The following is a 22212-nucleotide window of genomic DNA, read 5'->3' as shown; positions in this document are numbered from 1 at the left end:
GGCGCGGAGACCGTCCCTGTCCACAACACCCCCCGAGAAGTTGTGTCCCACAGTCCAGGATACGGACGCGATGACACGGCGTCAGGACTTCTGCGAGGCCGGAACGAGCGGGGCGGAGGGGCTCACCTCGATGCCCGTTTGTGTCCACCTGGCACCCGAACCTGTTTACTTTCCGGAAATCCGGGCGTAGCCTCCGAGCGAAACCACAAGTTCGGGCATCGGCCGGACACCAATCGGAGGCGAACGGACATGTACGCACCGGAGCGGCAGCAGGAGATCCTCCGGCTTGCCCGTGACGGCGGTCGGGTGGACGTGCTCTCGCTGGCCGAGGAGTTCCAGGTCACCGCGGAGACCATCCGCCGCGATCTGAAGACCCTCGACCGCGCGGGGCTCCTGCGGCGGGTGCACGGCGGTGCCATACCGGCCGGGCGGCTGGACTTCGAGCCCGACCTCGCCGAGCGCGAGTCCACCGCGGCCGACGAGAAGGACCGCATCGCGCAGGCCGCCGTCGCCGAGCTGCCGGACCAGGGCACGATGATCCTCGACGCGGGCAGCACGGTCGCCCGGCTCGCCGGGGACCTTCCGCTGGAGGCGACGCTCACCGTCGTCACGCACAGCCTGCCGATCGCGGCCCGCCTCGCGGACCACCCCGGCATTCAGCTCCACCTGGTCGGAGGGCGCGTCCGGCACCGTACGCGCGCCGCCGTGGACGCCTGGGCGCTGCGCGCGTACGCCGAGATCCGCGCCGACGTCCTGTTCGTCGCGGCCAACGGCTTCTCCGCCGAGCACGGACTGACCACCCCCGACCTCGCCGAGGCCGCCGTGAAGCGCGCGGCCATCCGCGCCGCTCGCCGCGTGGTGCTGCTCGCCGACTCCTCCAAGCACGGCCAGGAGCACTTCGCCCGCTTCGGCGACCTGAGCGACGTGGACCTGCTGATCACCGACAGCGGGCTGAGCCCCGAAGACGCCACCGACATCGAGCGCGGTGGCACGGAAGTAGTGCGCGCATGATCCTCACCGTCACCCCCAACCCCTCCCTCGACCGTACGTACGAGGTCCCGTCGCTCGACCGCGGCGAGGTCATCCGGGCCACCGGCGAACGCATGGACCCGGGCGGCAAGGGCGTGAACGTCTCGCGCGCGGTCGCGGCGGCGGGGCAGCGCACGATCGCCGTACTGCCGCTGGGCGGTGCGCCCGGCGCACTCGTCGCCGAGCTGCTCCACGCGCAGGGCATCGAGGTCGCGCCGGTCCCGGTCACCGGAGCCACCCGCTCGAACATCTCGGTCGCCGAACCGGACGGCACGCTCACGAAGATCAACGCCCCCGGCCCCGAACTCACCGCCGCCGAGGCGGAGCTGCTCCTGGAGACGGTGCGTCAGCAGTATCGTTCCGGCGACACCGACTGGATCACCTGCTGCGGCAGCCTGCCGCGCGGACTCGGTCCTTCCTGGTACGCCGACCTCGTCGCCCGCGCCCACGCGGCCGGCGCCCGGATCGCGCTGGACACCTCCGGCCCCGCGCTGCTCGCGGCGCTGCGCGAGCGGCCCGACGTGGTGAAGCCCAACGCTGAGGAGCTCGCCGAGGCCGTCGGGCGCCCCCTTGCCACCGTCGGTGACGCGGTCAAGGCCGCCGAGGAACTGCGTGCGATGGGCGCCGACGCCGTGCTCGCGAGCCTCGGCGCGGACGGGCAGCTGCTCGTGGACGGCGCGGGCGCCTGGTTCGGCAGCGCACGGGTCGATGCTGTACGCAGCAACGTGGGCGCCGGTGACTCCTCCCTCGCCGGATTCCTGATCGCCGGTGGCCGCGGCCCGGAGGCCCTCGCCTCCGCCGTCGCCCATGGCGCCGCGGCCGTACAGCTGCCCGGCAGTGTGATGCCGGGCCCGGCCGACCTCGACCCCTCCGCCGTGACCGTCACGTCGGAGGTCCCCGCGGACCGCGTCCTCACGGAGCCCGTGTCATGACGAAGCCAGCTGCTTTGACGAACCCACCTGTTCCGACGAACCCAGCTGTTCCGACGACCGGTACCACCGCGGTCGCACCCCCTGAGCAGGCCCTGATGAGGCGGGGTTTCCCCGGCCCCGCCTCCGCCACACCCGCAGACCCCGCCCTCCCTGAGTGCGGCACCCCCGTCCCCACCCCCGCCCATCACTTCCCCCGGGCGATACGCGTGCGAAGGAGCCCGCGATGAGCGAGATGATCACCGCGGACCTGGTCGATCTCGACCTGTCCGCCGAGACCAAAGAGGCGGCGGCACGCGCCCTCGCCGAGCGCATGGTGACCCTGGGGCGGGTGACCGACCTCGAAGGCTTCCTCGCCGACGTGGCCGCCCGCGAGGCCCAGATGCCCACCGGCCTCGACGGCGGGATCGGCATCCCGCACTGCCGGAGCGTTCACGTCACCGAGCCGACGCTCGGCTTCGGGCGCAGCGCGGCCGGGATCGACTTCGGCGCGCCGGACGGCCCCGCCGACCTGATCTTCCTGATCGCCGCCCCGGCGGGTGCCGACGACGCGCATCTGACGATCCTGTCGTCGCTGGCCCGTCAGCTCATGAACGCCGAGTTCACGTCCGCGCTGCGGGCCGTGGACGACGCGGCGGCCGCGGCCGCGCTCATCCGCGGGGACGAGTCCCCGGCGGCCGCGGCCTCGACCGCGCCCGAGGGCACCGAGTCCACTGACGGCTCCAAGAACTCCGTGGCGGTGTCGGTGGCGGCCTCCGCCGACACCGCCGCGGGCACCACGACCGACACGACGACCGACACCACCGCGGACACCGGAGCCTCCGGTGAGCGTCCGTTCCGGATCGTCGCCGTCACCTCCTGCCCCACCGGCATCGCGCACACCTACATGGCGGCCGAGTCGCTGGAGAACGCGGGCCGCGAGGCGGGCGTCGAGGTCGTCGTCGAGACACAGGGCTCGGCCGGCTTCACCCGGCTCGACCCGGCGGTCATCGCGGCCGCGGACGGTGTGATCTTCGCGCACGACGTGCCCGTACGGGACAAGGACCGGTTCGCCGGCAAGCCCACCGTCGACGTCGGCGTGAAGGCGGGCATCAACAAGCCCACCGAGCTGATCACCGAGGTGCGTGGCAAGGCCGCGCGGGGCGAGGTCAGCGCGGGATCCGCGCCGGGTACGCCGGTGGAGCGCTCCGGCGACTCCACCGAGGGATACGGCACCAAGCTCCGCAAGTGGCTGATGTCCGGCGTCAGTTACATGGTCCCGTTCGTCGCCGCGGGCGGTCTGCTGATCGCCCTCGGATTCGCGATCGGCGGGTACACGGTCAACAAGGCGCCGTCGGTCATGGACCACTTCGTGTGGACCCAGGCGGACAGCTGGGGCGCCCTGCTCTTCCAGATCGGCGGCGTCGCGTTCGGCTTCCTCGTCCCGGTCCTGGCCGGTTACATCGCCTACGGCATGGCGGACCGGCCGGGTCTCGTGCCCGGCTTCGTCGGCGGCGCGATCTCCCTCACCATCAACGCGGGCTTCCTCGGCGGTCTGGCCGCCGGTCTCATCGCCGGTGGTGTGGTGATCGGGATCCAGAAGGTGAAGATCCCGGCGGCGTTGCGCGGCATCATGCCGGTGGTGGTGATCCCGCTGATCTCCGCGGCGATCGTCGGATTCCTGATGTTCGTGGTCATCGGCAAGCCCATCGCCTCCGCGCAGAAGGGCATGACCGACTGGCTCAACGGCCTCACCGGCACCAACGCCGTCCTGCTCGGCGCGCTGCTCGGCCTGATGATGTGCTTCGACCTCGGTGGCCCGGTCAACAAGGTCGCGTACACGTTCGCCACCGCCGGTATCGCCGTCGCGAGCCCCAGTGACTCGGCGATGAAGATCATGGCGGCCGTGATGGCGGCGGGCATGGTTCCGCCGCTGGCCATGGCGCTCGCCACGACCGTGCGCGGCAAGCTCTTCACCCAGACCGAGCGGGAGAACGGCAAGGCCGCCTGGGTCCTGGGCGCCTCCTTCATCTCGGAAGGCGCGATCCCGTTCGCGGCGGCCGACCCGCTGCGCGTGATCCCCTCCGCCATGGTGGGCGGCGCGGTCACCGGCTCCCTGTCGATGGCCTTCGGCGCCACGCTGCGGGCCCCGCACGGCGGCATCTTCGTGGTCCCGCTGATCGGCAACCCGTTCCTCTACCTGATCGCCATCGCGGCCGGTGTCTGTGTCACCACCGCCCTGGTGGTCGTCCTGAAGGGCATGCGCAAGCAGGCCCCCGAGGGGACCGGCGCGGGGGTCGCCGACACCGCGATAGCGGCGAAGGCCGACTCCAAGGAGCCGGTCGCGGCCTGAACGGCCAACTACTCGCCCTTTTAGGGCATCTGCGAGATACATCACGGTCCGGGGCCAAAGTCCCGGACCGTGGTGTCTACTGGGGGCATGCCTGAGCATGTGTCGATCCTCCAGCTGATGGGCGTGGCCGTCCTCGCCCTCGCGACCGTCATCTGGGTCGTCGGCCTGTTCCGCCTGCTGCGCCGTGCGCGCACCGGGGCCCCCGTGCGCCACCACGGGCAGGTGCTGCGCGCCATACCGCGTCAGCGCCGGTCCGGCCCCGCCGCGGAGACCGTGGAACTCACCCCCGAGGAACGCGCCGCGTTCGCGGGCCTGGTACGCCAGTTCAGCGACAGCCGCCCCTGACGAACGGGGGGTTCCCCTGACGAAGGGGGTGTTCGGCTCGACAACCCTGCCAGGCTCTAGGCGAGCCGCGCCGCCCGGCGTTCCATGGCGGCCCGAGCCGCGTGCTCCGTCGGATAGACCTCACACATGTGCCGGCCGTCCGGCGTCGCCGTGTGCTCGACCTCCCACAGGGAGATCTCCTGGCCGTCGCGGAGCAGGAACGCGTGCTCGTAGAGCGAGAAGCACAGGCCGACCTGGCCCGCCCGGCAGGGGCGCCCGAAGGCCTGGGTGATCTGGTGCGCGAACGCGGTGCGCAGCAGCAGCGTCGTGATGTCGGCCCCCGGCCGGTCCGCGTTCTCCGCCCGCCGCAACAACCGCCGCGCGTGATCCGCCGAGTCGTCCGTCAGGTAGACGTGCCGCGGCTCGGGGACCGGTGACGGATGGACCATCACGGGCAGTTCGAAGTCCGGCGCGTCCGGCGGCAGCGGCAGTCGGGCCGTTGCGGCGCGCAGCTCCTCCTCGTCGGCATACACCTCGTGCTGCGGCTCACTCCCGAGCGCCGTGTTGTGCACGAGCTCCCACAGCGTGACCGCCGAGCCGTCGGCGAGCAGCCAGGTGTGCCGGTACGTCTCGCGGTGCAGCCCCGCGCTGTGATGCGCGGAGTGCAGCGAACTGTCGTGCGCCAGCGCGCAGTCGAGCCGCCTTATCGTCTCGTCGGGCAGCTCGAAGGAGTTCAGGGCACGGCCGAGGAGTCGCTCGAGGTGCTCCTCCGGAGACTCGGGCGACTCGGGTGGTTCGTACGCTGCTGTCTCGTACGGAACGCTCAAGGCTTCTCCCGGCGTTGCTGCATGTCACCTTGTGGGTGCATACCGTAGCCCCTCGGTCGGACATCAATCCTGCGAACCGAGAAAACGTACGGACGGAAAACGAGCGGGCCGCGCGGCAAGTTCCCGCGCGGCCCGCCGTGACGTCAACGGCCCCAGGTCAGACCGTACTTCCCGCGGTCCACGCACTCCAGGACATGTTCCAGCCGTTCAGTCCGTTGTCCGGCGAGACGGTCTTGTCGGGGGAGTTCTTCACCACTACGACGTCCCCGACGAGAGAGTTGTCGTAGAACCACTTCGCGCTGGTGTCGCCCTGCGCGCCCTGCACATCGGCGAGACCGACACATCCGTGGCTGGTGCCCTGCTGTCCGAAGGGCGGGTTCCCGCGGTTGTACCAGTAGTTGCCGTGGATGAACGTCCCCGAAGACGTCAGTCGCATCGCGTGCGGCACGTCCGGGATGTCGTACTCGCCGCCGTAGCCCACCGTCGAGCCGTTCATCCGCGTCTGGACGAACTTCTCGGAGATCACCATCTGACCGTTGTACGTGGTGTGCTCCGGGCTGCCCGCCGAGATCGGCACCGACTTGAGCGTCTTGCCGTCTCGCACGACCGTCATGGTCTGCGTGTTGACGTCGACCGTGGAGACCTGGGAGCGGCCGACGGTGAAGGTGACCGTCTTCTTCTGCACCCCGAAGACGCCGTTCGCGCCCTCGACGCCGTCCAGGTCGATCTTCATCGTGACCTTGGAACCGGCCTTCCAGTACGTCTCGGGCCGGAAGTCGAGCCGCTGCGAGCCGAACCAGTGCCCGGCCACCTGCTGCCCGCTGCTGGAAGTGACCGTGATGTGCGACTGCACGGCCTTCTGTTTGCTGATCACCTTGTCGAAGTTGAACGACACCGGCATTCCGACGCCGACCGTGGTGCCGTTGTCGGGCGTGTACGTGCCGATGAAGCTGTTGCTCGAGGAGACCGTCGTGAAGATGGAGTTGGCGGCGGCCGTGCGTCCGCTCGCGTCCTTCGCGGTCGCCGAGATCTGGTACTTCGTCCCGCGCTCCAACTGCGCCGCCGGCTTCCAGCCGGTCCCGTCCGCGGTGATCGCCCCCGGCACCGCCGTCCCGGCCCCCGACACCGTCATCTTCACGTCGGTCAGCTTGCCGTCGCTGACCTTCACGCCCGTCGCGTTGATGGACGCGTCCGTCGAACCGTCCTTGGCCGAGATGACGATCTTCGCCGTGGACGTCTTGGCCGAGGTACCGCTGTCCTTGCCGCCCTTGGCGTCGGCGCTGGCGTTGCCGCCGCAGCCGGTCAGGGTGAGGGCGCCGACCATCAGGGCGGCACAGGCCCCCAGTGCGCGCCGCGCTGTCATGTTCGGCGTTGTCACGGGCTACTCCAGTTTCTCGTGATGTGCGTGATCCGCTCCAGTGCGTGGAGAAAGAGCGAGCGGCGCCGCGAAGGGTTCCCACCGTCCCCGGCCCAACACCGTCGCGTGACAGAACCGGGACAATCGCCCACCGGGCCCACGACGAACTCCCCCTCCTATTGGCGCGACTTGGCGTCAGCGAGGGCAGCGGGCCACCCGGAACCACGGGCCAGGACCCGTCCTAGGCGCTCCCGTACAGCTCCCCGTACGACGGCCACACCCCGCCCGGCCCGTCCACCGGGTCGGCCGCTCGTACCGCGCGGACGATCGCCCGGGTCACCAGATCCGCGCCCGCCGCGAGGATCTCGTTGAGGGCCAGGGGGTGGTCGGGACGGAGCGGGCGGGCGCCCGTGGCCAGGGTGAAGACCGTGTCGCCGTCGTTCAGGAGGTGGACCGGGCGGACGGCGCGCGCGATGCCGTCATGGGCCGTGCCGGCCAGCTTGTGGGCCTGGGCGCGGGTGAGGTCGGCGTCGGTGGCGACGACAGCGAGCGTGGTGTTCAGCGGGGGAGGCGTGTTCTTCGCGGCGGCTTCGGCGAGCCGTTGTCGCGCCGCCTCGTGGACCTCGGCGGCGGGATAGGCCGTACGACCGTCTCGCAGCAACTCCCCGTACAACACCCCCGTCTCCGGATCCACCGCCGAACCCGCCGCGTTGGCCACCACCAGCGCGGCCACCGTGATCCCCGAGTCGAGCACGGCGCTCGCCGTCCCGATCCCGCCCTTGATCCGCCCGACCGTGGCCCCCGTCCCGGCGCCCACGCACCCCTCCGGCACCCGCGCGCCCGGCCCGCTCGCGTCGGCGGCCTCGACCGCGGCCCGGCCCGTGGCCGCGTCCGGCCTCGCCCGGAAGTCGCCGCCGCGGCCCAGGTCGAAGACACAGGCAGCGGGCACGACCGGTACGACGTGCGCCGGATCGAGGCCCACCCGCACCCCGCGGCCCCGCTCCTCCAGCCAGGCCATCACCCCGGACGCGGAGTCCAGCCCGTACGCGCTGCCGCCGGTCAGTACGACCGCCTCCACCTTCTGCACCAGGTTGCGCGGGTCGAGCGCGTCGGTCTCCTTGGTGCCGGGCCCGCCGCCGCGTACGTCCACGGCCGCGATGGCGCCGCCCGCAGGAGCGAGCACGACCGTGGTGCCGGTGAGCCAACCGTCGCCGGTGCGCGTCGCGTGTCCCACGCGCAACCCCGCGACATCCGTCAGAGCGTCAACTGTCATGTCTCCAGTGTTTCCCGCCCCGCGGTCCCCTCTCCCCTCGTTGTGACCATCCGTGCCGTCAGGGTGACCCCGACCGCTACCGACAGCGCCGCCACGATGCCCGCCGCGAGCACCGCCCAACTGCGCAGGAAGGTGCACAGGATCACCAGCAACGCCGTCGTCGGCAGGACGAGTTGCTCTGTGATGCCCATCTTGAAATGGCGCGCGTGCAACAGCCACACCGTGAGGAAGTACAGTGCCGTCGGCAGTGTCACCGCGGCTGACGCGGCGAGCGTCGAGATCTGTGTCTTGCCGACCGCTTGCTCGACCGCGACCTCCAAGCCCGCGCCGATCGCGGCCGCCGACGCGAAGATCAGGTAGTGGCCGTATCCCCACAGGAACGCGTGGGTTTTGGACCGCAGGTGCCCGTGGATGGGTACCACGAAGTAGATCCACCAGGCGGAGAAGACGATCAGCAGTCCGCCGGCGGCGATCGGCAACAGCTCGCCCAGCGCATCGTGTTCGTCCACCGCCGACTTCATGGCCATCGTCGACGCGGCGATCGTCTCGCCCAGCACGATGATCGTGAACAGGCCGAACCGCTCGGAGACGTGGTGCGGATGCCAGGAGGTGACGAAGTCCTTTTCCGCGTACTCGGGGACGCACATCTCGGCGATCGCCATCACCAGGAACACCCAGGGACGCCCGCCCTCGGGCAGGACCACCAGCCCCAGCCAGCCGACCTGGCACAGCAGCACACCGCCCGCGTACCGCAGCGCCATGGTTCTCTCGGGGCCCTGTGTGCCGCGGGCCACTCGCAGCCACTGGGCGATCAGCGCGAACCGCATGATCACGTAGCCGAGCCAGACGGCCAGGTACACATGGTCCTCGAACGCCCGCGACATCCCGGCGGCGAGGACCAGGACACCGGCGATCTGCACCAGTGTCACGACCCGGTAGAGCGCGTCGTCGTTGTCGTACGCCGAGGAGAACCAGGTGAAGTTCATCCACGCCCACCAGATCGCGAAGAAGATCATCGCGTAGTTGAGGATGCCCTCGCCCGCGTGTCCCGCCGCCACGGCGTGCACCAGCTGGCTGCCCGCCTGGGCGATGGCCACGACGAAGCACAGGTCGAAGAAGAGCTCCAGCGGCGACGCGACGCGGTGCGCCTCGTCCCTCCTCCGGGCGGTCATTCTGCGCAGGGGCCCGAGTCGGGCCGTCCTGGGCGTCGGATTGGGTTCGGAAGCGGCGCTGGACGTCATACGGCCAAGCACAGCAGAAAAGAGTCCAGGTCGCTCGGGTTGACGGTCGCAGGACCCGGCCGTACTGGGGTGGGCCTGGGACCCCTCGGCGTACTCTGGGACGCATGAGTACCGGCCCCGCCCCCGCCTCCGAACCGCGTGACGCGTCCGCACCGCGCGATCCGAAGTCCGCGCTGATCTTCGACGACCCGCTGAGCCAGCAGTCCTCGGACGACACGGACCGGGGATGGGGCGAGCAGTCCGGCGGTGACGGTGACAGCGTGGCGGACCTGAAGCGGTTCCTCGACGAGAAGCCGCCGCACCACCTCTGAGCCGCCGTACCTCGGCGCCGCCTGCCGCCGACCCCGCCCTGGCGAGCGCCGGTCCCGAGGCCGCCGCGGCCGGACCCGCGGTCGCGGATCCCGGCCTGGAGAGAACGGTCGCGGATCCCGGCCTGGAGAGAACGAAGGACGACTCCGAGCGCCCGGAGACGGCCCCTGAACGTCCGGAGACGGCCGCCGAGCGTCTCAAGCCTGGCCCGGGTCGTGCAGGGTCGACTTCCGAGCTTCCCGGGCGGGCGCCCGACGGTCCGGATCCGGCCTCCGAGCTTCCCCAGCCTGACGCCGACGGTCCGGGATCGGGCTTCGAGCCTCGGCAGCAGGCCGCCGGGCTTTCGTAGCCCTACGGCGACTGCCCGGCGCCGGCCCGGGCGTTCCCGGGGCCCGAGCCCGATGCTCCGCAGTCGGCCTCGGAGCTTCCCGAGCTCGACCCTCATGGCCCGGCGCCGGCCTCCGGGCTTACGTGGGCCGGCCCCGGTCTTCTCCGTCAGTGCTGGCTGTTGCCCGAACCGCGCTGGGCCACCAGGGCGTCGCGGATTTCCTTGAGGACCTCGAGCTCGGACACCTCGATGACCTCGTGGGTGCCCTCCTTCGCCTTCTGCCGGGCCGCCTGCCGGGCCAGGAACTTCGACATCGGTAGGACCATCAGGAAGTAGACGACGGCCGCGGTGATCACGAAGCTGAGCGTGGCGCCCAGCACGGAGCCCCACATGATCCGGATGCCCGTCGCCGTGTCCCCGGTGCCGGTGCAGGGGTCTTTGAGGCAGGAGCTGTAGCTGTCGAGGTTCTTCGTGCCGATCGCACCCACCAGCGGGTTGATGATGCCCTTCACCACCGAGTTGACGATGTTGGTGAAGGCCGCGCCGATGACCACCGCGACGGCCAGGTCGATGACGTTGCCCCGCATCAGAAAGGCCTTGAAGCCCTCCCAGACACCGGGTTGCTTCTTCTCGCTCACCAAGAGGCCCCTCTGCACAAGTTGTGGAACAAACAGCTCCGCAACCTACGGCAGGGCCCGCCGGACCTGTCCAATTCGATAGCACGATCGAGCGAGTTGACACCGATTCGATATCCAGGAGAGCCGTCAGTACGGCACTGCGCACGGCGCTCAACACAGTGTCACCGCCAGCCGTGCCGTCGTGCCCGCGCCCGCCAGCCGCGCCGCCGTGGCCCGGGGCACGGAGAGGACCACCAGCGCCCCGGTCTCGGTGGCGGCGAAGTCCGGGACCTCGGCCACCCGCGCCCCGGCCGCGACCACGCGGCCCTCGCCGCCACCGTCCGCCGCGATCACGTCGACCCGGTCGCCCGGCCTGAGCAGCCGCACCGTGGCCGCGTCGGCGATCCGCACCGGCGCCGCCACCGTCTCCACCGCGCCCCGCCCCCGCACGGACGCGGTAGCGGAAGAGGGAGAAGAGGACATGGGGGAGGAAGCGGACGTGGACGGGGGAGCCGCCGTCGGATGGCCCCGTGCCCTCCCGGCGTCACCGGGGCCCGCCGCCACGAGGGCCGCCGCCGTGACGGCGAGCCCCGCGGCCACGGCCCGCCGCTTGTGACGGGTGAGGCGCCGCAGCCCGTACCGCCCGCCGCGCACGTGCACGGGGGCGAACTGCGGCACCTCGCGGATCGGAGGCGCGTCCACACCGGGCGGACGTACAGGATCCGTGCCCGGAGCCCGTACGAGATCCGTGTCCAGCGGGCGTACAAAAGGAGCGTGCTGTGCCATGGGACCACCACCTGCGACGAGAGATCGGCTTGCGATCCCACGATGAGGCTTCGCGGCGGAGCCCGTCGGCGCCGGTGGACTACCGGCGAGTTGTGGACAACTCCCTCACCCGAACGGGAAGTTCCACGGCGTGAAGACGCCCGTCATCGCCCGTCACCGCTTGTCGGCGCCCGTCAGTGCCCATCGGCGCCCATCGGCGCCCGTCAGTGCCCACCGAGCGCCCGTCGAGGCCATCGTCACGGCAGCTCGAAACCCGGATCCATGCCACCCTGCGCCGTCGTGCACAGACAGTCCCGCGTCCCGTTCTCCGGCAGGGCCGCCACCGCGTCGTACAGCACGTCCCGCAGCCGGTCCACGTTCGACGCGAACACCTTCAGCACGTCGTCGTGCGAGACGCCCTCGCCGGCCTCCGCGCCCGCGTCGAGGTCGGTGACCAAGGTCAACGAGGTGTAGCAGAGCTCGAGTTCACGGGCGAGCGCGGCCTCGGGGTGACCGGTCATGCCCACCACGGACCAGCCCTGCGCCTGGTGCCACAGCGACTCGGCGCGGGTGGAGAACCGCGGTCCCTCGATCACCACGAGCGTGCCGCCGTCCACCGGCTCCCAGTCACGCCCACGCGCCGCTTCGAGGGCGGCCTTGCGGCCGATGGGGCAGTAGGGGTCGGCCAGCGACACGTGCACGACGTTCGGCACGGTGCCGTCCGGCAGCGGCAGCCCGTCGAAGAACGTCTGCGTCCGCGTCTTCGTACGGTCGACCAGCTGGTCCGGCACGAGCAGCGTTCCCGGCCCGTACTGGGGGCGCAGTCCGCCCACCGCGCAGGGTCCGAGAATCTGACGGGCGCCTACGGAGCGCAGCGCCCAGAGGTTGGCCCGGTAGTTGATGCGGTGCGGCGGCAGATGGTGGCCGCGGCCGTGGCGGGGAAGGAAGGCGACCCGTCGCCCGGCGATCTCGCCGAGGAACAGGGAGTCACTCGGCGGCCCGTAGGGGGTCTCGACTTGTATCTCGGTCACATCGTCGAGGAAGGAGTAGAAGCCCGAGCCACCGATGACACCGATCTCTGCGTTCGCCATGACAAGCACAGTAGCGGGCTTCGAAGGTCTGCCTCCGGAAACGTCGAGGACCCCGTCTTCCGAAAATGTCGAGGACCCCGTCCTTTGAAAACTCCGGGGGAACCTGCCCCCGAAAACGCCAAGGACCCCATCGTCGTACGACGACAGGGTCCCCGCGAGAAAGTCCTATGCGGCCGAGCTGCTGCTCGACGAGCCGCTGCCCGACGACTTCGAGTCCGACGAGGACGAGGTCGTCGACGACGAGGACGACGTCGAAGTGGTCGACGGCTTGGAGGCCGGCGAGCTGCTCGACGAGGAGCCACGGCTGTCGTTGCGGTAGAAGCCGGAGCCCTTGAAGACAATGCCGACGGCCGAGAACACCTTCTTCAGGCGTCCACCGCAGTTGGGGCACTCGGTCAGGGCATCGTCGGTGAACTTCTGCACCGCCTCGAGGCCGTCGCCACACTCGGTGCACTGGTACTGGTAGGTCGGCACTTGTCTTCCTCCTGGCACTCTCACTCAGTGAGTGCTAACGACGATCCATACTGACGTATTCCGCGAGATCAGTCCACTGTCACCGGCACTCGGTGACCGACGCCACGTGCGACGGTGCGTCCGTTGGGCCGCGTGGCCAGCCGTGAGCGCAGGGCCAACAGGGTCACCAGCGCCAGTGCCGTACCGGCCATCGGCACCAGGAATCCGGCACCGTCCCACAGGCGGTCCTCCAGTTGTCCGGCGACCGTGACGGCCGCCGCCTGGCCGAGCGCTACGGCGCCGGTCAGCCAGGTGAAGGCCTCGGTGCGGGCGCCCGCCGGGACCAGGCCCTCGACCAGCGTGTAGCCGGTGATCAGGGACGGAGCGATGCACATGCCGACCAGGAGGCCGACCGCGGCGAGCACGACCACGGAGTGCGCGGCCCACAGTCCGGACGCGACGAGCGCCAGGGCGGCGTAGCCGATGACGAGCCGCCGCTGCGGGGCCACCTTCCAGGCGATGGCGCCGCAGACGACGCCGGAGAGCATGTTGCCCGCGGCGAAGACGCCGTACAGGACGCCGTTCAGACCGGGCTCGCCGATCGACTCGCTGAACGCGGCGAGCGAGACCTGCATACCGCCGAAGACGGAGCCGATGCCCAGGAAGGTCACGATCAGCACGCGCACTCCGGGGACCCGCAGCGCGGAACCGTGCTCCACGCGTGTGTGCCCGGCGGCTGCGACCACGGGCTGGGTGCTCTTCTGCGCGGCGAAGAGGAGGCCGCCGATCAGGGTCAGCCCGGCCTCGGTCAGCAGGCCCGCGGCCGGGTGCACGGCGGTGCACAGCGCCGTGGCGAGCAGCGGGCCGAACACGAAGGTCAGCTCGTCCGTGACGGACTCGAAGGCCGCCGCGGTGGTCATCAGGGGCGAGTCCTGGAGTTTCACGCCCCAGCGGGCGCGCACCATGGGCCCGACCTGGGGCACCGAGGCGCCGGTCGGCACGGCGGCGAGGAAAAGGGCCCACAAGGGGGCGTTCGCCAAGGCCAGCGCCGTCAGGGAGAGGCCTGCCAGGGCGTGCACCAGGACGCCGGGGAGCAGGACGGCCCGCTGGCCGTGGCGGTCGGCGAGACGGCCGGTGAAGGGTGCGAACAGCGCCATGGAGACGCCGGTGACGGCGGCGACGGCGCCGGCGGCCCCGTACGAGCCCGTGGTGTGCTGGACGAGGAGGACGAGGGAGAGCGTCAGCATCGCGAAGGGCTGACGTGCGGCGAAGCCGGGAAGCAGGAACGTCCAGGCGCCGCGGGTGCGCAGCAGCTGTCCGTATCCGGGGCGGGAGGTGACCGTGGATGCCACGGCCCGTGCCTTTCTGCCGCCTGGTAGCGCGCCCGTGCGGGGGGCGCCGAGAGCTGTCCTCTTGCGCGGAACTGCGGTAGATGCCGCGCCGCCCACTGCGGGGGCGTCACGACCGCCATACGGTCGCGCCAGCTCTGCGTCAGGCAGAGTTGGTTCGATCAAGGTGTGCCTTCATCGTACAGGGGCGAGTGCTGCGGTGCCTGTGAAAGTGAGCACCATGGCGGTGTTCGCCTGTGAATGCACATCGCCCCTTAATGTCCCGTTTACTGTCCGGAATGTCGGGAGTGCGGTTCGGCGCCGTTGCCCGCGAGGCCCAGCCAGCCCGCCAGCTTGCCGCCCTGGCCCACCGCGCGCAGCCGTCGCTCGGCCGCGTCCCGGACCGGGTCGGTGGCCACCACGAGCAGCTCGTCGCCGCGTCGCAGAACGGTCGTGGGCAGCGGCACGAAGGAGGTCCCGTCGCGCACGACGAGCGTGACGGCGGCCCCCGAGGGCATGCGCAGCTCGGCCACCTCCACGCCGTGCATGCGGGAGCCCTTCGGGATCGCGACGGACAGCAGATGGCCGCGCAGCCGCTCCAGGGGCGCCGATTCGATCCCGAGGTCGGCGGCGCCCTCGGACTCGCCCAGTCGCAGCTTCCGGGCCAGCCAGGGCAGCGTGGGGCCCTGGATGAGGGTGTAGGCGACGACCAGGACGAAGACGATGTTGAAGATCCGGCGGCTCTCCGCGATGCCGCTCACCATCGGGATGGTCGCCAGGATGATGGGCACGGCGCCGCGCAGGCCCGCCCAGGACAGCAGCGTCTGCTCCTGCCAAGGGATCCGGAAGGGCAGCAGGCCGACCACGACGCTCAGGGGGCGCGCCACCATGGTGAGCACCAGGCCGATGACGAGGGCCGGCACGATGTCGTCGCCCATCTCGTGCGGGGTGACCAGCAGGCCGAGCAGGACGAACATGCCGATCTGGGCGATCCAGCCGAGCCCTTCGGCGAAGCCTCGGGTGGCGGGCCAGTGCGGCAGTTTGGCGTTGCCGAGCATCATCGCCGCGAGGTAGACGGCGAGGAAGCCGCTGCCGTGCGCGAGCGCGCCGGCGGCGTAGGCGGTGACCGCGATCGCCATCGCGGCGATGGGGTAGAGGCCGGAGGCGGGCAGCGCCACGTGCCGCAGTCCCCAGGAGCCGAGCCAGCCCACCGCGAGGCCGATGGCCGCGCCGATGGCCAGCTCCAGGGCTATCTCGCCCAGCAGCACGTACCAGTGCTCCACAGGGCCCGCCGCGCAGAACGCGACGACGAGGATGACCACCGGGGCGTCGTTGAAGCCGGACTCGGCCTCCAGGATGCCCGTCACGCGCGCGGGGAGGGGTACTTTCCGCAGCACCGAGAAGACGGCCGCCGCGTCCGTCGAGGACACCACCGCGCCGATGATGAGTGCCTGCCGCCATTCCAGGCCGATCAGGTAGTGGGCGGCTGTCGCCGTCACTCCGACGCTCACGGCGATGCCGACCAGCGCCAGCGAGGTGGCCGCGGGCAGCGCCGGCTTGATTTCCTTCCACTTCGTGCCGAGGCCGCCCTCGGCCAGGATCACGACCAGGGCCGCGTACCCGATGACCTGGGTCAGTTCGGCGTTGCTGAAGTGGACGTCGCCGACCCCGTCCTGGCCCATGGCGATGCCTATGCCGAGGTAGACGAGCAGGCTGGGGAGCCCGCTGCGCGAAGAGATACGAACCGCTGCCACCGCGACGAGCAGAACGAGCGAGCAGACGAGCAGGAGCTGGTTGAGGTGGTGGACAGTCAGCGGCTGTTCCCTTCTCGCCAATCCGGGCACTGGATTCGAACGTGTGGATGTGAACACGTCGATTCGATGTGATCGCGTCGAGGTCAACGCGTGGAATCGAGGTGATCGCGCGGATCCCAGCACGTCGATCCGAACACCCGAAGTCGATACATGAGTCCAAGTACTTCGTTACCTTACCTAACTCTTGACGCTTTCTTGACACTCCATGGGCCGAGATCGAACGCTCGTCCGTCCTGTACCCGACTCCGCGTCAAGGCGCGTCGGGCCCTGCGCCTATGGTTGCTCCAGCACTCCAGGACCGCCTGCCGCTCGCGTTAGGACAGCAAGGACAGCGATGCCCCCGAACACCACCGCCTCTTCCGGCCAGAAGCCGGGCAAGTCCGGCAGGAAGAAGGGGCGCAAGGCCCGACTGTTCCTGATCGTCCTGGTTCTGGCCCTCTTCGGAGGCGTTGCCTATGGCGGCTACTGGGGGGTCAGTACCGTCCGTGCCTCCTTCCCGCAGACCAAGGGCTCCCTCACGCTCGAGGGGCTGTCGGGCCCCGTGGACGTCAAGCGGGACGGCAACGGGATCCCGCAGATCTACGCCTCGTCCGACGCGGACCTGTTCATGGCGCAGGGCTACGTCCAGGCGCAGGACCGGTTCTACGAGATGGACGTACGCCGTCACATGACCTCGGGCCGGCTGTCCGAGATGTTCGGCTCGGGCCAGGTCAAGAACGACGAGTTCCTGCGCACGATGGGCTGGGACCGGGTCGCCAAGGAGGAGTACGACAAGAAGCTGTCGGCCTCCACGAAGAAGTACCTCCAGGCGTACGCCAAGGGAGTCAATGCCTACCTGAAGGGCAAGGACGGCAAGGACATCTCCCTGGAGTACGCGGCCCTTGGTTTCACCAACGACTACAAGCCCCAGGAGTGGACCCCGGTCGACTCGGTCGCGTGGCTGAAGGCGATGGCCTGGGACCTGCGCGGCAACATGCAGGAGGAGATCGACCGCTCCCTGATGACCAGCCGCCTGGGCCCGAAGCAGATCGCCGACCTGTACCCGGAGTACCCCTACAGCCGGAACAAGACGATCACCCAGGAGGGCCAGTACGACAGCGTCACGGGGTCGTACGTCCAGGGCAGCAGCACGACGGTGGGCAGCGGGACGCAGTCCACGGCGGGCACCGGCCTCGCGGGGAACACCACCGCGCCGGGCGGCCTGCAGAGCCAGCTCTCCAAGCTCTACAACGTGCTCGACAACGTGCCCACCGCCGTCGGCGTGAACGGCAACGGCATCGGCTCGAACTCCTGGGTCGTCGCGGGCAAGCACACGATCACCGGTAAGCCGCTGCTGGCCAACGACCCGCACCTGTCGGCCTCGCTGCCCTCGGTCTGGTACCAGATGGGCCTGCACTGCACGAGCGTCTCCAGCAAGTGCCAGTACGACGTCTCCGGCTACACCTTCGCGGGCATGCCCGGCGTGGTCATCGGCCACAACCAGGACATCGCCTGGGGCATGACCAACTCCGGGGTCGACGTCACCGACCTCTACCTGGAGAAGATCACCGGCGAGGGCTACGAGTACGACGGCAAGGTGCTGCCCTTCACGACCCGCAAGGAAACGATCAAGGTCGCGGGCGGCGCGAGCAAGACGATCGTCGTCCGGGAGACCAAGGACGGGATGCCGCTGCTCTCCGACCGCGACGACGAACTGGTCAAGGTCGGCAAGAAGGCCACCGTCGACAGCGGGGCCCCCGACCGCGGCGACGGCTACGCCATCGCGCTGCGCTGGACCGCCCTTGACCCGGGCAACTCCATGGACGCCGTCTTCCAGCTGGACAAGGCGTCGAACTGGGCAGAGTTCCGCACGGCGTCCGCGTCCTTCGACGTGCCCTCGCAGAACCTGATCTACGCCGACACCGAGAACCACATCGGCTACCAGCTGCCCGGCAAGATCCCGACCCGGTCGAAGGGCGACGACGGCTCGCTCCCGTCGCCCGGCTGGGATTCCAAGTACCAGTGGACCGGCTACATCAAGCAGTCCGAGCTGCCCTACGAGTACGACCCGAAGCGCGGCTACATCGTGACCGCCAACCAGGCGGTCGTCGACAAGGACAAGTACCCCTACACGCTCACCACGGACTGGGGTTACGGGACGCGCAGCCAGCGGATCACCGATCTCATCGAGGCGAAGATCAAGGGCGGCGGCAAGATCTCGACCGACGACATGCGCCAGATGCAGCTCGACGACAGCAGTGAGATCGCCAAGCTGATCGTGCCCAAGCTGCTCAAGATCGACGTCGCCGACAAGAACGTCCGCGACGCGCAGAAGCTCCTGGAGGGCTGGGACTACACCCAGGACGCCGACTCCGCGGCGGCCGCGTACTTCAACGCGACCTGGCGCAACATCCTCAAGCTCGCCTTCGGCAACAAGCTGCCCAAGGAGCTGCGGGTCAAGGGCCAGTGCCTGAACGTCGCCCCGGTCGACACCACCGGCCCCGCGGACGAGAACCAGACCGTGCGCGAGTGCGGCCAGCGTGAGGCGGACCAGGCGCAACCGGACGGCGGCGACCGCTGGTTCGAGGTGGTCCGCAAGATCATCGACGACCCGAACAACGACTGGTGGAAGGCGCCCAAGACGCGCCTCGACAAGGCGGCCGACAACCGGGACGAGCTCTTCGCGCGAGCCATGAAGGACGCCCGCTGGGAGCTGACCGCCAAGCTCGGCAAGGACATGGACACCTGGAGCTGGGGCCGGCTGCACCGCCTGTTCCTGAAGAACCAGACCCTGGGCACCGAAGGTCCCGGCGTCCTGCAGTACATGCTCAACCGCGGCCCCTGGAAGCTCAGCGGCGGCGAGGCGACGGTCAACGCGACCGGCTGGAACGCCGCGGGCGGCTACGGAGTGGTCTGGGTGCCGTCCATGCGGATGGTGGTCAACCTCGACGACTTCGACAAGTCGAAGTGGATCAACCTCTCCGGCGCCTCCGGGCACGCCTACAGCGCCCACTACACCGACCAGACGGACAAGTGGGCCAAGGGCGAACTGCTGCCGTGGTCCTTCTCGGACAAGGCGGTCGACAAGAGCACGAGCGACACCCTGGTGCTCAAGCCGTGAGCCACTGACGGCGACCACGAGTCACCGACGGCGACCGTGAGTTACTGACGGCGGCAGGTGAAAGGGCCCTCCATGCACGCGTGGAGGGCCCTTTCACCTGCCCGGCCCCGTCAGCCGAAGCGGCGCACCCCCGAAGGCGTCACCACCGCGTGTACGGGACGGTCGTGAGGCTCCGCGGGGACGTGCTCGACGACCTCCGCGTCGTACAGCAGCACCACGAGGGCGGGATCGGCCCCCGCGCGCTCCAGGCGGGCCAGGACGCGGTCGTACGAGCCACCGCCGCGCCCCAGACGCATTCCGCGCCGGTCCACGGCCAGGCCGGGCAGCAGGACGGCGTCGGCCTCCTGGACGGCCTCGGGGCCGAGCCGCTCACCCGCCGGCTCCAAGAGAGCCATCCTGCCGCCGTGTCGGACACGCTCCAGGGAGCCCTCTCCGGCGTACGCGCCCCAGTCCAGGTCGTTGTCCGCCATCAGGACCGGCAGCAGCACGCGCACCCCGCGCGCGTGGAGCGCGTCAAGGAGCGCGAGGGTGCCCGGCTCGCTCCCCACGGAGACGTACGCCGCCACCGTGCGCGCGTGCGCCAGCTCCGGCAGCTCCAGTGCCCGCAGGGCCAGGGCCCCGGCGGATACCCGCAGGTCGTAGGGTGTCAACCTGCTTCTCACCGCGAGGAATCCTCGCCGCAACATTCGCTTGTCAGGCTCTGGCGCACGTCCCACGTGACTCACAGCTCACTCCGTACCGTTCCTTATGCGCTCATATGAGAGCTATTTAACGGGACCAACAGATTGCGCTCATAGCCACCGGATATGGTTACGCGCATGACTGAGTCGCACCCCAGGATCAGCAAGGCTGTCATCCCCGCAGCAGGCCTCGGCACCCGGTTCCTGCCGGCCACCAAGGCCACTCCCAAAGAGATGCTGCCGGTCGTCGACAAGCCGGCGATCCAGTACGTGGTCGAAGAGGCCGCGTCGGCGGGTCTCGACGACGTCCTGATGATCACCGGTCGCAACAAGCGCCCCCTCGAGGACCACTTCGACCGCAATTACGAGCTGGAGTCCGCCCTTCAGAAGAAGGGCGACGCCAACCGGCTCGCCAAGGTCCAGGAGTCCAGCGACCTGGCCACCATGCACTACGTGCGCCAGGGCGACCCCAAGGGCCTCGGCCACGCCGTCCTGTGTGCGGCGCCGCACGTCGGCCACGAGCCCTTCGCCGTGCTCCTCGGCGACGACCTGATCGACCCCCGCGACCCCCTCCTCGCCCGCATGGTCGAGGTCCAGGAGCAGCACGGCGGCAGCGTCATCGCGCTCATGGAGGTCGCGCCCGAGCAGATCCACCTCTACGGGTGCGCGGCCGTCGAGACCACCGCCGAGGGCGACCTCGTCAAGGTGACGGGCCTGGTCGAGAAGCCGGACCCGGCGGACGCGCCCAGCAACTACGCGATCATCGGGCGCTACGTCCTCGACCCGCACATCTTCGACATCCTCCGTAAGACCGAGCCGGGCCGCGGCGGCGAGATCCAGCTCACCGACGCCCTCCAGCAGCTCGCGCAGGACGAGAAGGTCGGCGGCCCCGTGCACGGCGTCGTCTTCAAGGGCCGCCGCTATGACACCGGCGACCGCGGCGACTATCTGCGTGCCATTGTCAGGCTCGCGTGCGAACGTGATGACCTGGGCCCGGACTTCCGGACCTGGCTTCGCAGTTACGTAGCCGAGGAGATGTAGGAACTTGAGCAGTGCCGCGACCCGTGTCACCGGCCAGGACCACCTCTGGTCGGTGACCGAGCACCTGGAGGACATCCTCGCGACCGTTCGCCCTCTCGAACCCATCGAGCTGCAACTCCTCGACGCCCAGGGCTGTGTCCTGGTCGAGGACGTCACGGTGCCGGTCTCCCTGCCGCCGTTCGACAACAGCTCGATGGACGGGTACGCGGTCCGGGTCGCCGATGTCGCGGGCGCGAGCGAGGAGTACCCGGCGGTCCTCACGGTCGTCGGCGACGTCGCGGCCGGCCAGGGCGAGCAGCCCCATGTGGGCCCCGGTGAGGCCGCCCGCATCATGACCGGCGCCCCGCTGCCGCCCGGCGCCGAGGCCGTCGTCCCGGTGGAGTGGACCGACGGCGGCCTGGGGGAGGGTCCCGTCTCCGGGATGCGCGCCCACAGCGCGTCCCCCGAGGGCGCCTCCGGCCAGGTGCACGTCCACCGCCCGGCCGAGGCACGCGCGCATGTGCGCGCGAAGGGCAGCGACGTGAAGGCGGGGGACCGCGCCCTCGAAGCAGGCACGATCCTCGGCCCGCCGCAGATCGGCCTGCTCGCCGCGATCGGCCGCGGCACCGTACGCGTGCGCCCGCGCCCGCGCGTGGTCGTCCTGTCCACCGGCAGCGAACTCGTCCAGCCCGACGAGCCGTTGGGCGCCGGCCAGATCTACGACTCCAACAGCTTCGCCCTGTGCGCCGCCGCCCGCGACGCCGGGGCCATCGCCTACCGGGTGGGCGCGGTCGCCGACGACGCCGTGACGCTCCGCGCCACCATCGAGGACCAGCTCATCCGCGCGGACCTGCTGGTCACCACGGGCGGCGTGAGCGTCGGCGCCTACGACGTCGTCAAGGAGGCCCTGTCCTCGGTGGGCGACGAGGACGAGGAGGGCAGCGGCATCGACTTCCGCAAGCTCGCCATGCAGCCCGGCAAACCCCAGGGCTTCGGCACGATCGGCCCCGAGCACACCCCGCTGCTCGCGCTGCCCGGCAACCCCGTCTCCTCGTACGTCTCCTTCGAGCTGTTCGTCCGCCCTGCGATCCGCACCTTGTCGGGCCTGGACGACATCCACCGCCCCACCACCAGGGCGACCTTGGAGACGGGCAAGGCGCTGACCTCGCCTGACGGCCGCCGGCAGTTCCTGCGCGGGAGGTACGCCGACGGCAAGGTGACCCCGGTCGGCGGCGCCGGATCCCACCTGGTCGCGGCCCTGGCCCAGGCCGACGCGCTGATCGTCGTCCCCGAGGACGTCACCTCGGTCGAGCCCGGCACCGAGGTCGACGTGGTCCTGCTCGGCTGAGTGCCCCGAGTGGCGGTACCGTGTCGCGCACAAGAGGCCCGACCGGG

At 70.3% G+C, this 22212-nt stretch carries 19 protein-coding genes; 8 read left to right on the top strand and 11 right to left on the bottom strand.

Annotated features, from left to right (window positions below; genetic code table 11):
* The first annotated feature begins 249 nt into the window (after positions 1-249).
* The 4 genes from ACIRA5_RS09485 (at position 250) to ACIRA5_RS09470 (ending at position 4635) form a co-directional block, all read left to right on the top strand.
* Entirely contained in the window at positions 250-1011 is a 762-nt protein-coding gene (locus ACIRA5_RS09485; RefSeq protein ID WP_054233089.1) for a DeoR/GlpR family DNA-binding transcription regulator, read from the top strand.
* Positions 1008-1961: a 1-phosphofructokinase gene (pfkB, locus tag ACIRA5_RS09480; RefSeq protein WP_403689047.1), complete on the top strand. Its 954-nt coding sequence runs from the start codon at positions 1008-1010 to the stop codon at positions 1959-1961. Before ACIRA5_RS09485 ends, pfkB begins: the two co-directional genes overlap by 4 nt.
* A gap of 223 nt (positions 1962-2184) precedes the next feature.
* Entirely contained in the window at positions 2185-4290 is a 2106-nt protein-coding gene (locus ACIRA5_RS09475) for a fructose-specific PTS transporter subunit EIIC (RefSeq protein ID WP_403689044.1), read from the top strand.
* Positions 4291-4377: 87 nt separating this feature from the next.
* Positions 4378-4635: a hypothetical protein gene (locus ACIRA5_RS09470; RefSeq protein ID WP_403689042.1), complete on the top strand. Its 258-nt coding sequence runs from the start codon at positions 4378-4380 to the stop codon at positions 4633-4635.
* A 56-nt stretch (positions 4636-4691) separates the two neighbouring features.
* Here the strand turns inward: ACIRA5_RS09470 and ACIRA5_RS09465 are convergent, their stop codons facing one another.
* The 4 genes from ACIRA5_RS09465 to ACIRA5_RS09450 form a co-directional block, all read right to left on the bottom strand.
* Positions 4692-5441 carry a DUF6227 family protein gene (locus ACIRA5_RS09465; protein ID WP_067376386.1) on the bottom strand — a complete coding sequence of 250 codons (750 nt, stop codon included), beginning with the start codon at positions 5439-5441 and terminating at the stop codon, positions 4692-4694.
* Positions 5442-5598: 157 nt separating this feature from the next.
* On the bottom strand, positions 5599-6819 hold the full coding sequence (locus ACIRA5_RS09460) for an Ig-like domain-containing protein (RefSeq protein WP_403689040.1): 1221 nt from the start codon (positions 6817-6819) through the stop codon (positions 5599-5601).
* 220 nt (positions 6820-7039) lie between these two features.
* A complete protein-coding gene (locus ACIRA5_RS09455) occupies positions 7040-8071 on the bottom strand; it encodes a P1 family peptidase (RefSeq protein ID WP_403689039.1) in 1032 nt (343 codons plus the stop codon).
* Entirely contained in the window at positions 8068-9312 is a 1245-nt protein-coding gene (locus ACIRA5_RS09450) for a low temperature requirement protein A (protein WP_403689037.1), read from the bottom strand. Before ACIRA5_RS09450 ends, ACIRA5_RS09455 begins: the two co-directional genes overlap by 4 nt.
* 104 nt (positions 9313-9416) lie before the next feature.
* Between ACIRA5_RS09450 and ACIRA5_RS09445 the strand changes: the two genes are divergently transcribed.
* A complete protein-coding gene (locus ACIRA5_RS09445) occupies positions 9417-9623 on the top strand; it encodes a hypothetical protein (protein WP_060901778.1) in 207 nt (68 codons plus the stop codon).
* A gap of 493 nt (positions 9624-10116) precedes the next feature.
* Here the strand turns inward: ACIRA5_RS09445 and mscL are convergent, their stop codons facing one another.
* From mscL to ACIRA5_RS09415, 6 genes are all read right to left on the bottom strand, one after another.
* Positions 10117-10587, bottom strand: a complete 471-nt coding sequence (gene mscL / locus ACIRA5_RS09440) for a large conductance mechanosensitive channel protein MscL (protein ID WP_403689034.1) — start codon at positions 10585-10587, stop codon at positions 10117-10119.
* Between the two features lie 150 nt (positions 10588-10737).
* The gene (locus ACIRA5_RS09435; RefSeq protein WP_403689033.1) at positions 10738-11352 is read right to left on the bottom strand and encodes a hypothetical protein; all 615 of its coding nucleotides are present in this window, start codon (positions 11350-11352) and stop codon (positions 10738-10740) included.
* A 236-nt stretch (positions 11353-11588) separates the two neighbouring features.
* Complete coding sequence (locus ACIRA5_RS09430; protein ID WP_403689030.1) at positions 11589-12422, bottom strand: S-methyl-5'-thioadenosine phosphorylase; 834 nt, start codon at positions 12420-12422, stop codon at positions 11589-11591.
* A 165-nt stretch (positions 12423-12587) separates the two neighbouring features.
* Positions 12588-12896, bottom strand: coding sequence for an FmdB family zinc ribbon protein (locus ACIRA5_RS09425; protein ID WP_403689029.1), 309 nt, complete (start codon positions 12894-12896; stop codon positions 12588-12590).
* A gap of 68 nt (positions 12897-12964) precedes the next feature.
* Entirely contained in the window at positions 12965-14227 is a 1263-nt protein-coding gene (locus tag ACIRA5_RS09420; RefSeq protein WP_403689027.1) for an MFS transporter, read from the bottom strand.
* A gap of 263 nt (positions 14228-14490) precedes the next feature.
* Positions 14491-16047, bottom strand: coding sequence for a potassium/proton antiporter (locus tag ACIRA5_RS09415; RefSeq protein ID WP_403689025.1), 1557 nt, complete (start codon positions 16045-16047; stop codon positions 14491-14493).
* A 304-nt stretch (positions 16048-16351) separates the two neighbouring features.
* Here ACIRA5_RS09415 and ACIRA5_RS09410 point away from each other — a divergent pair, with 304 nt between their 5' ends.
* A complete protein-coding gene (locus tag ACIRA5_RS09410; RefSeq protein WP_403689022.1) occupies positions 16352-19117 on the top strand; it encodes a penicillin acylase family protein in 2766 nt (921 codons plus the stop codon).
* A gap of 110 nt (positions 19118-19227) precedes the next feature.
* On the opposite strand, the gene ACIRA5_RS09405 is transcribed toward ACIRA5_RS09410, so the two are convergent.
* Positions 19228-19803, bottom strand: a complete 576-nt coding sequence (locus ACIRA5_RS09405) for a 5-formyltetrahydrofolate cyclo-ligase (RefSeq protein WP_403689021.1) — start codon at positions 19801-19803, stop codon at positions 19228-19230.
* A 132-nt stretch (positions 19804-19935) separates the two neighbouring features.
* Between ACIRA5_RS09405 and galU the strand changes: the two genes are divergently transcribed.
* Together galU and glp are read left to right on the top strand one after the other, a co-directional pair.
* Positions 19936-20838: a UTP--glucose-1-phosphate uridylyltransferase GalU gene (gene galU / locus ACIRA5_RS09400; RefSeq protein WP_403689020.1), complete on the top strand. Its 903-nt coding sequence runs from the start codon at positions 19936-19938 to the stop codon at positions 20836-20838.
* 4 nt (positions 20839-20842) lie between these two features.
* Positions 20843-22165, top strand: coding sequence for a gephyrin-like molybdotransferase Glp (glp, locus tag ACIRA5_RS09395; RefSeq protein WP_403689019.1), 1323 nt, complete (start codon positions 20843-20845; stop codon positions 22163-22165).
* Positions 22166-22212 lie beyond the last annotated feature (47 nt).

Source organism: Streptomyces sp. NPDC096311, from assembly GCF_044763085.1.
Taxonomy (GTDB): domain Bacteria; phylum Actinomycetota; class Actinomycetes; order Streptomycetales; family Streptomycetaceae; genus Streptomyces.
The sequence above is the reverse complement of the archived record's forward strand: the minus strand, read 5'-3'. Positions and strand labels throughout refer to the sequence as shown.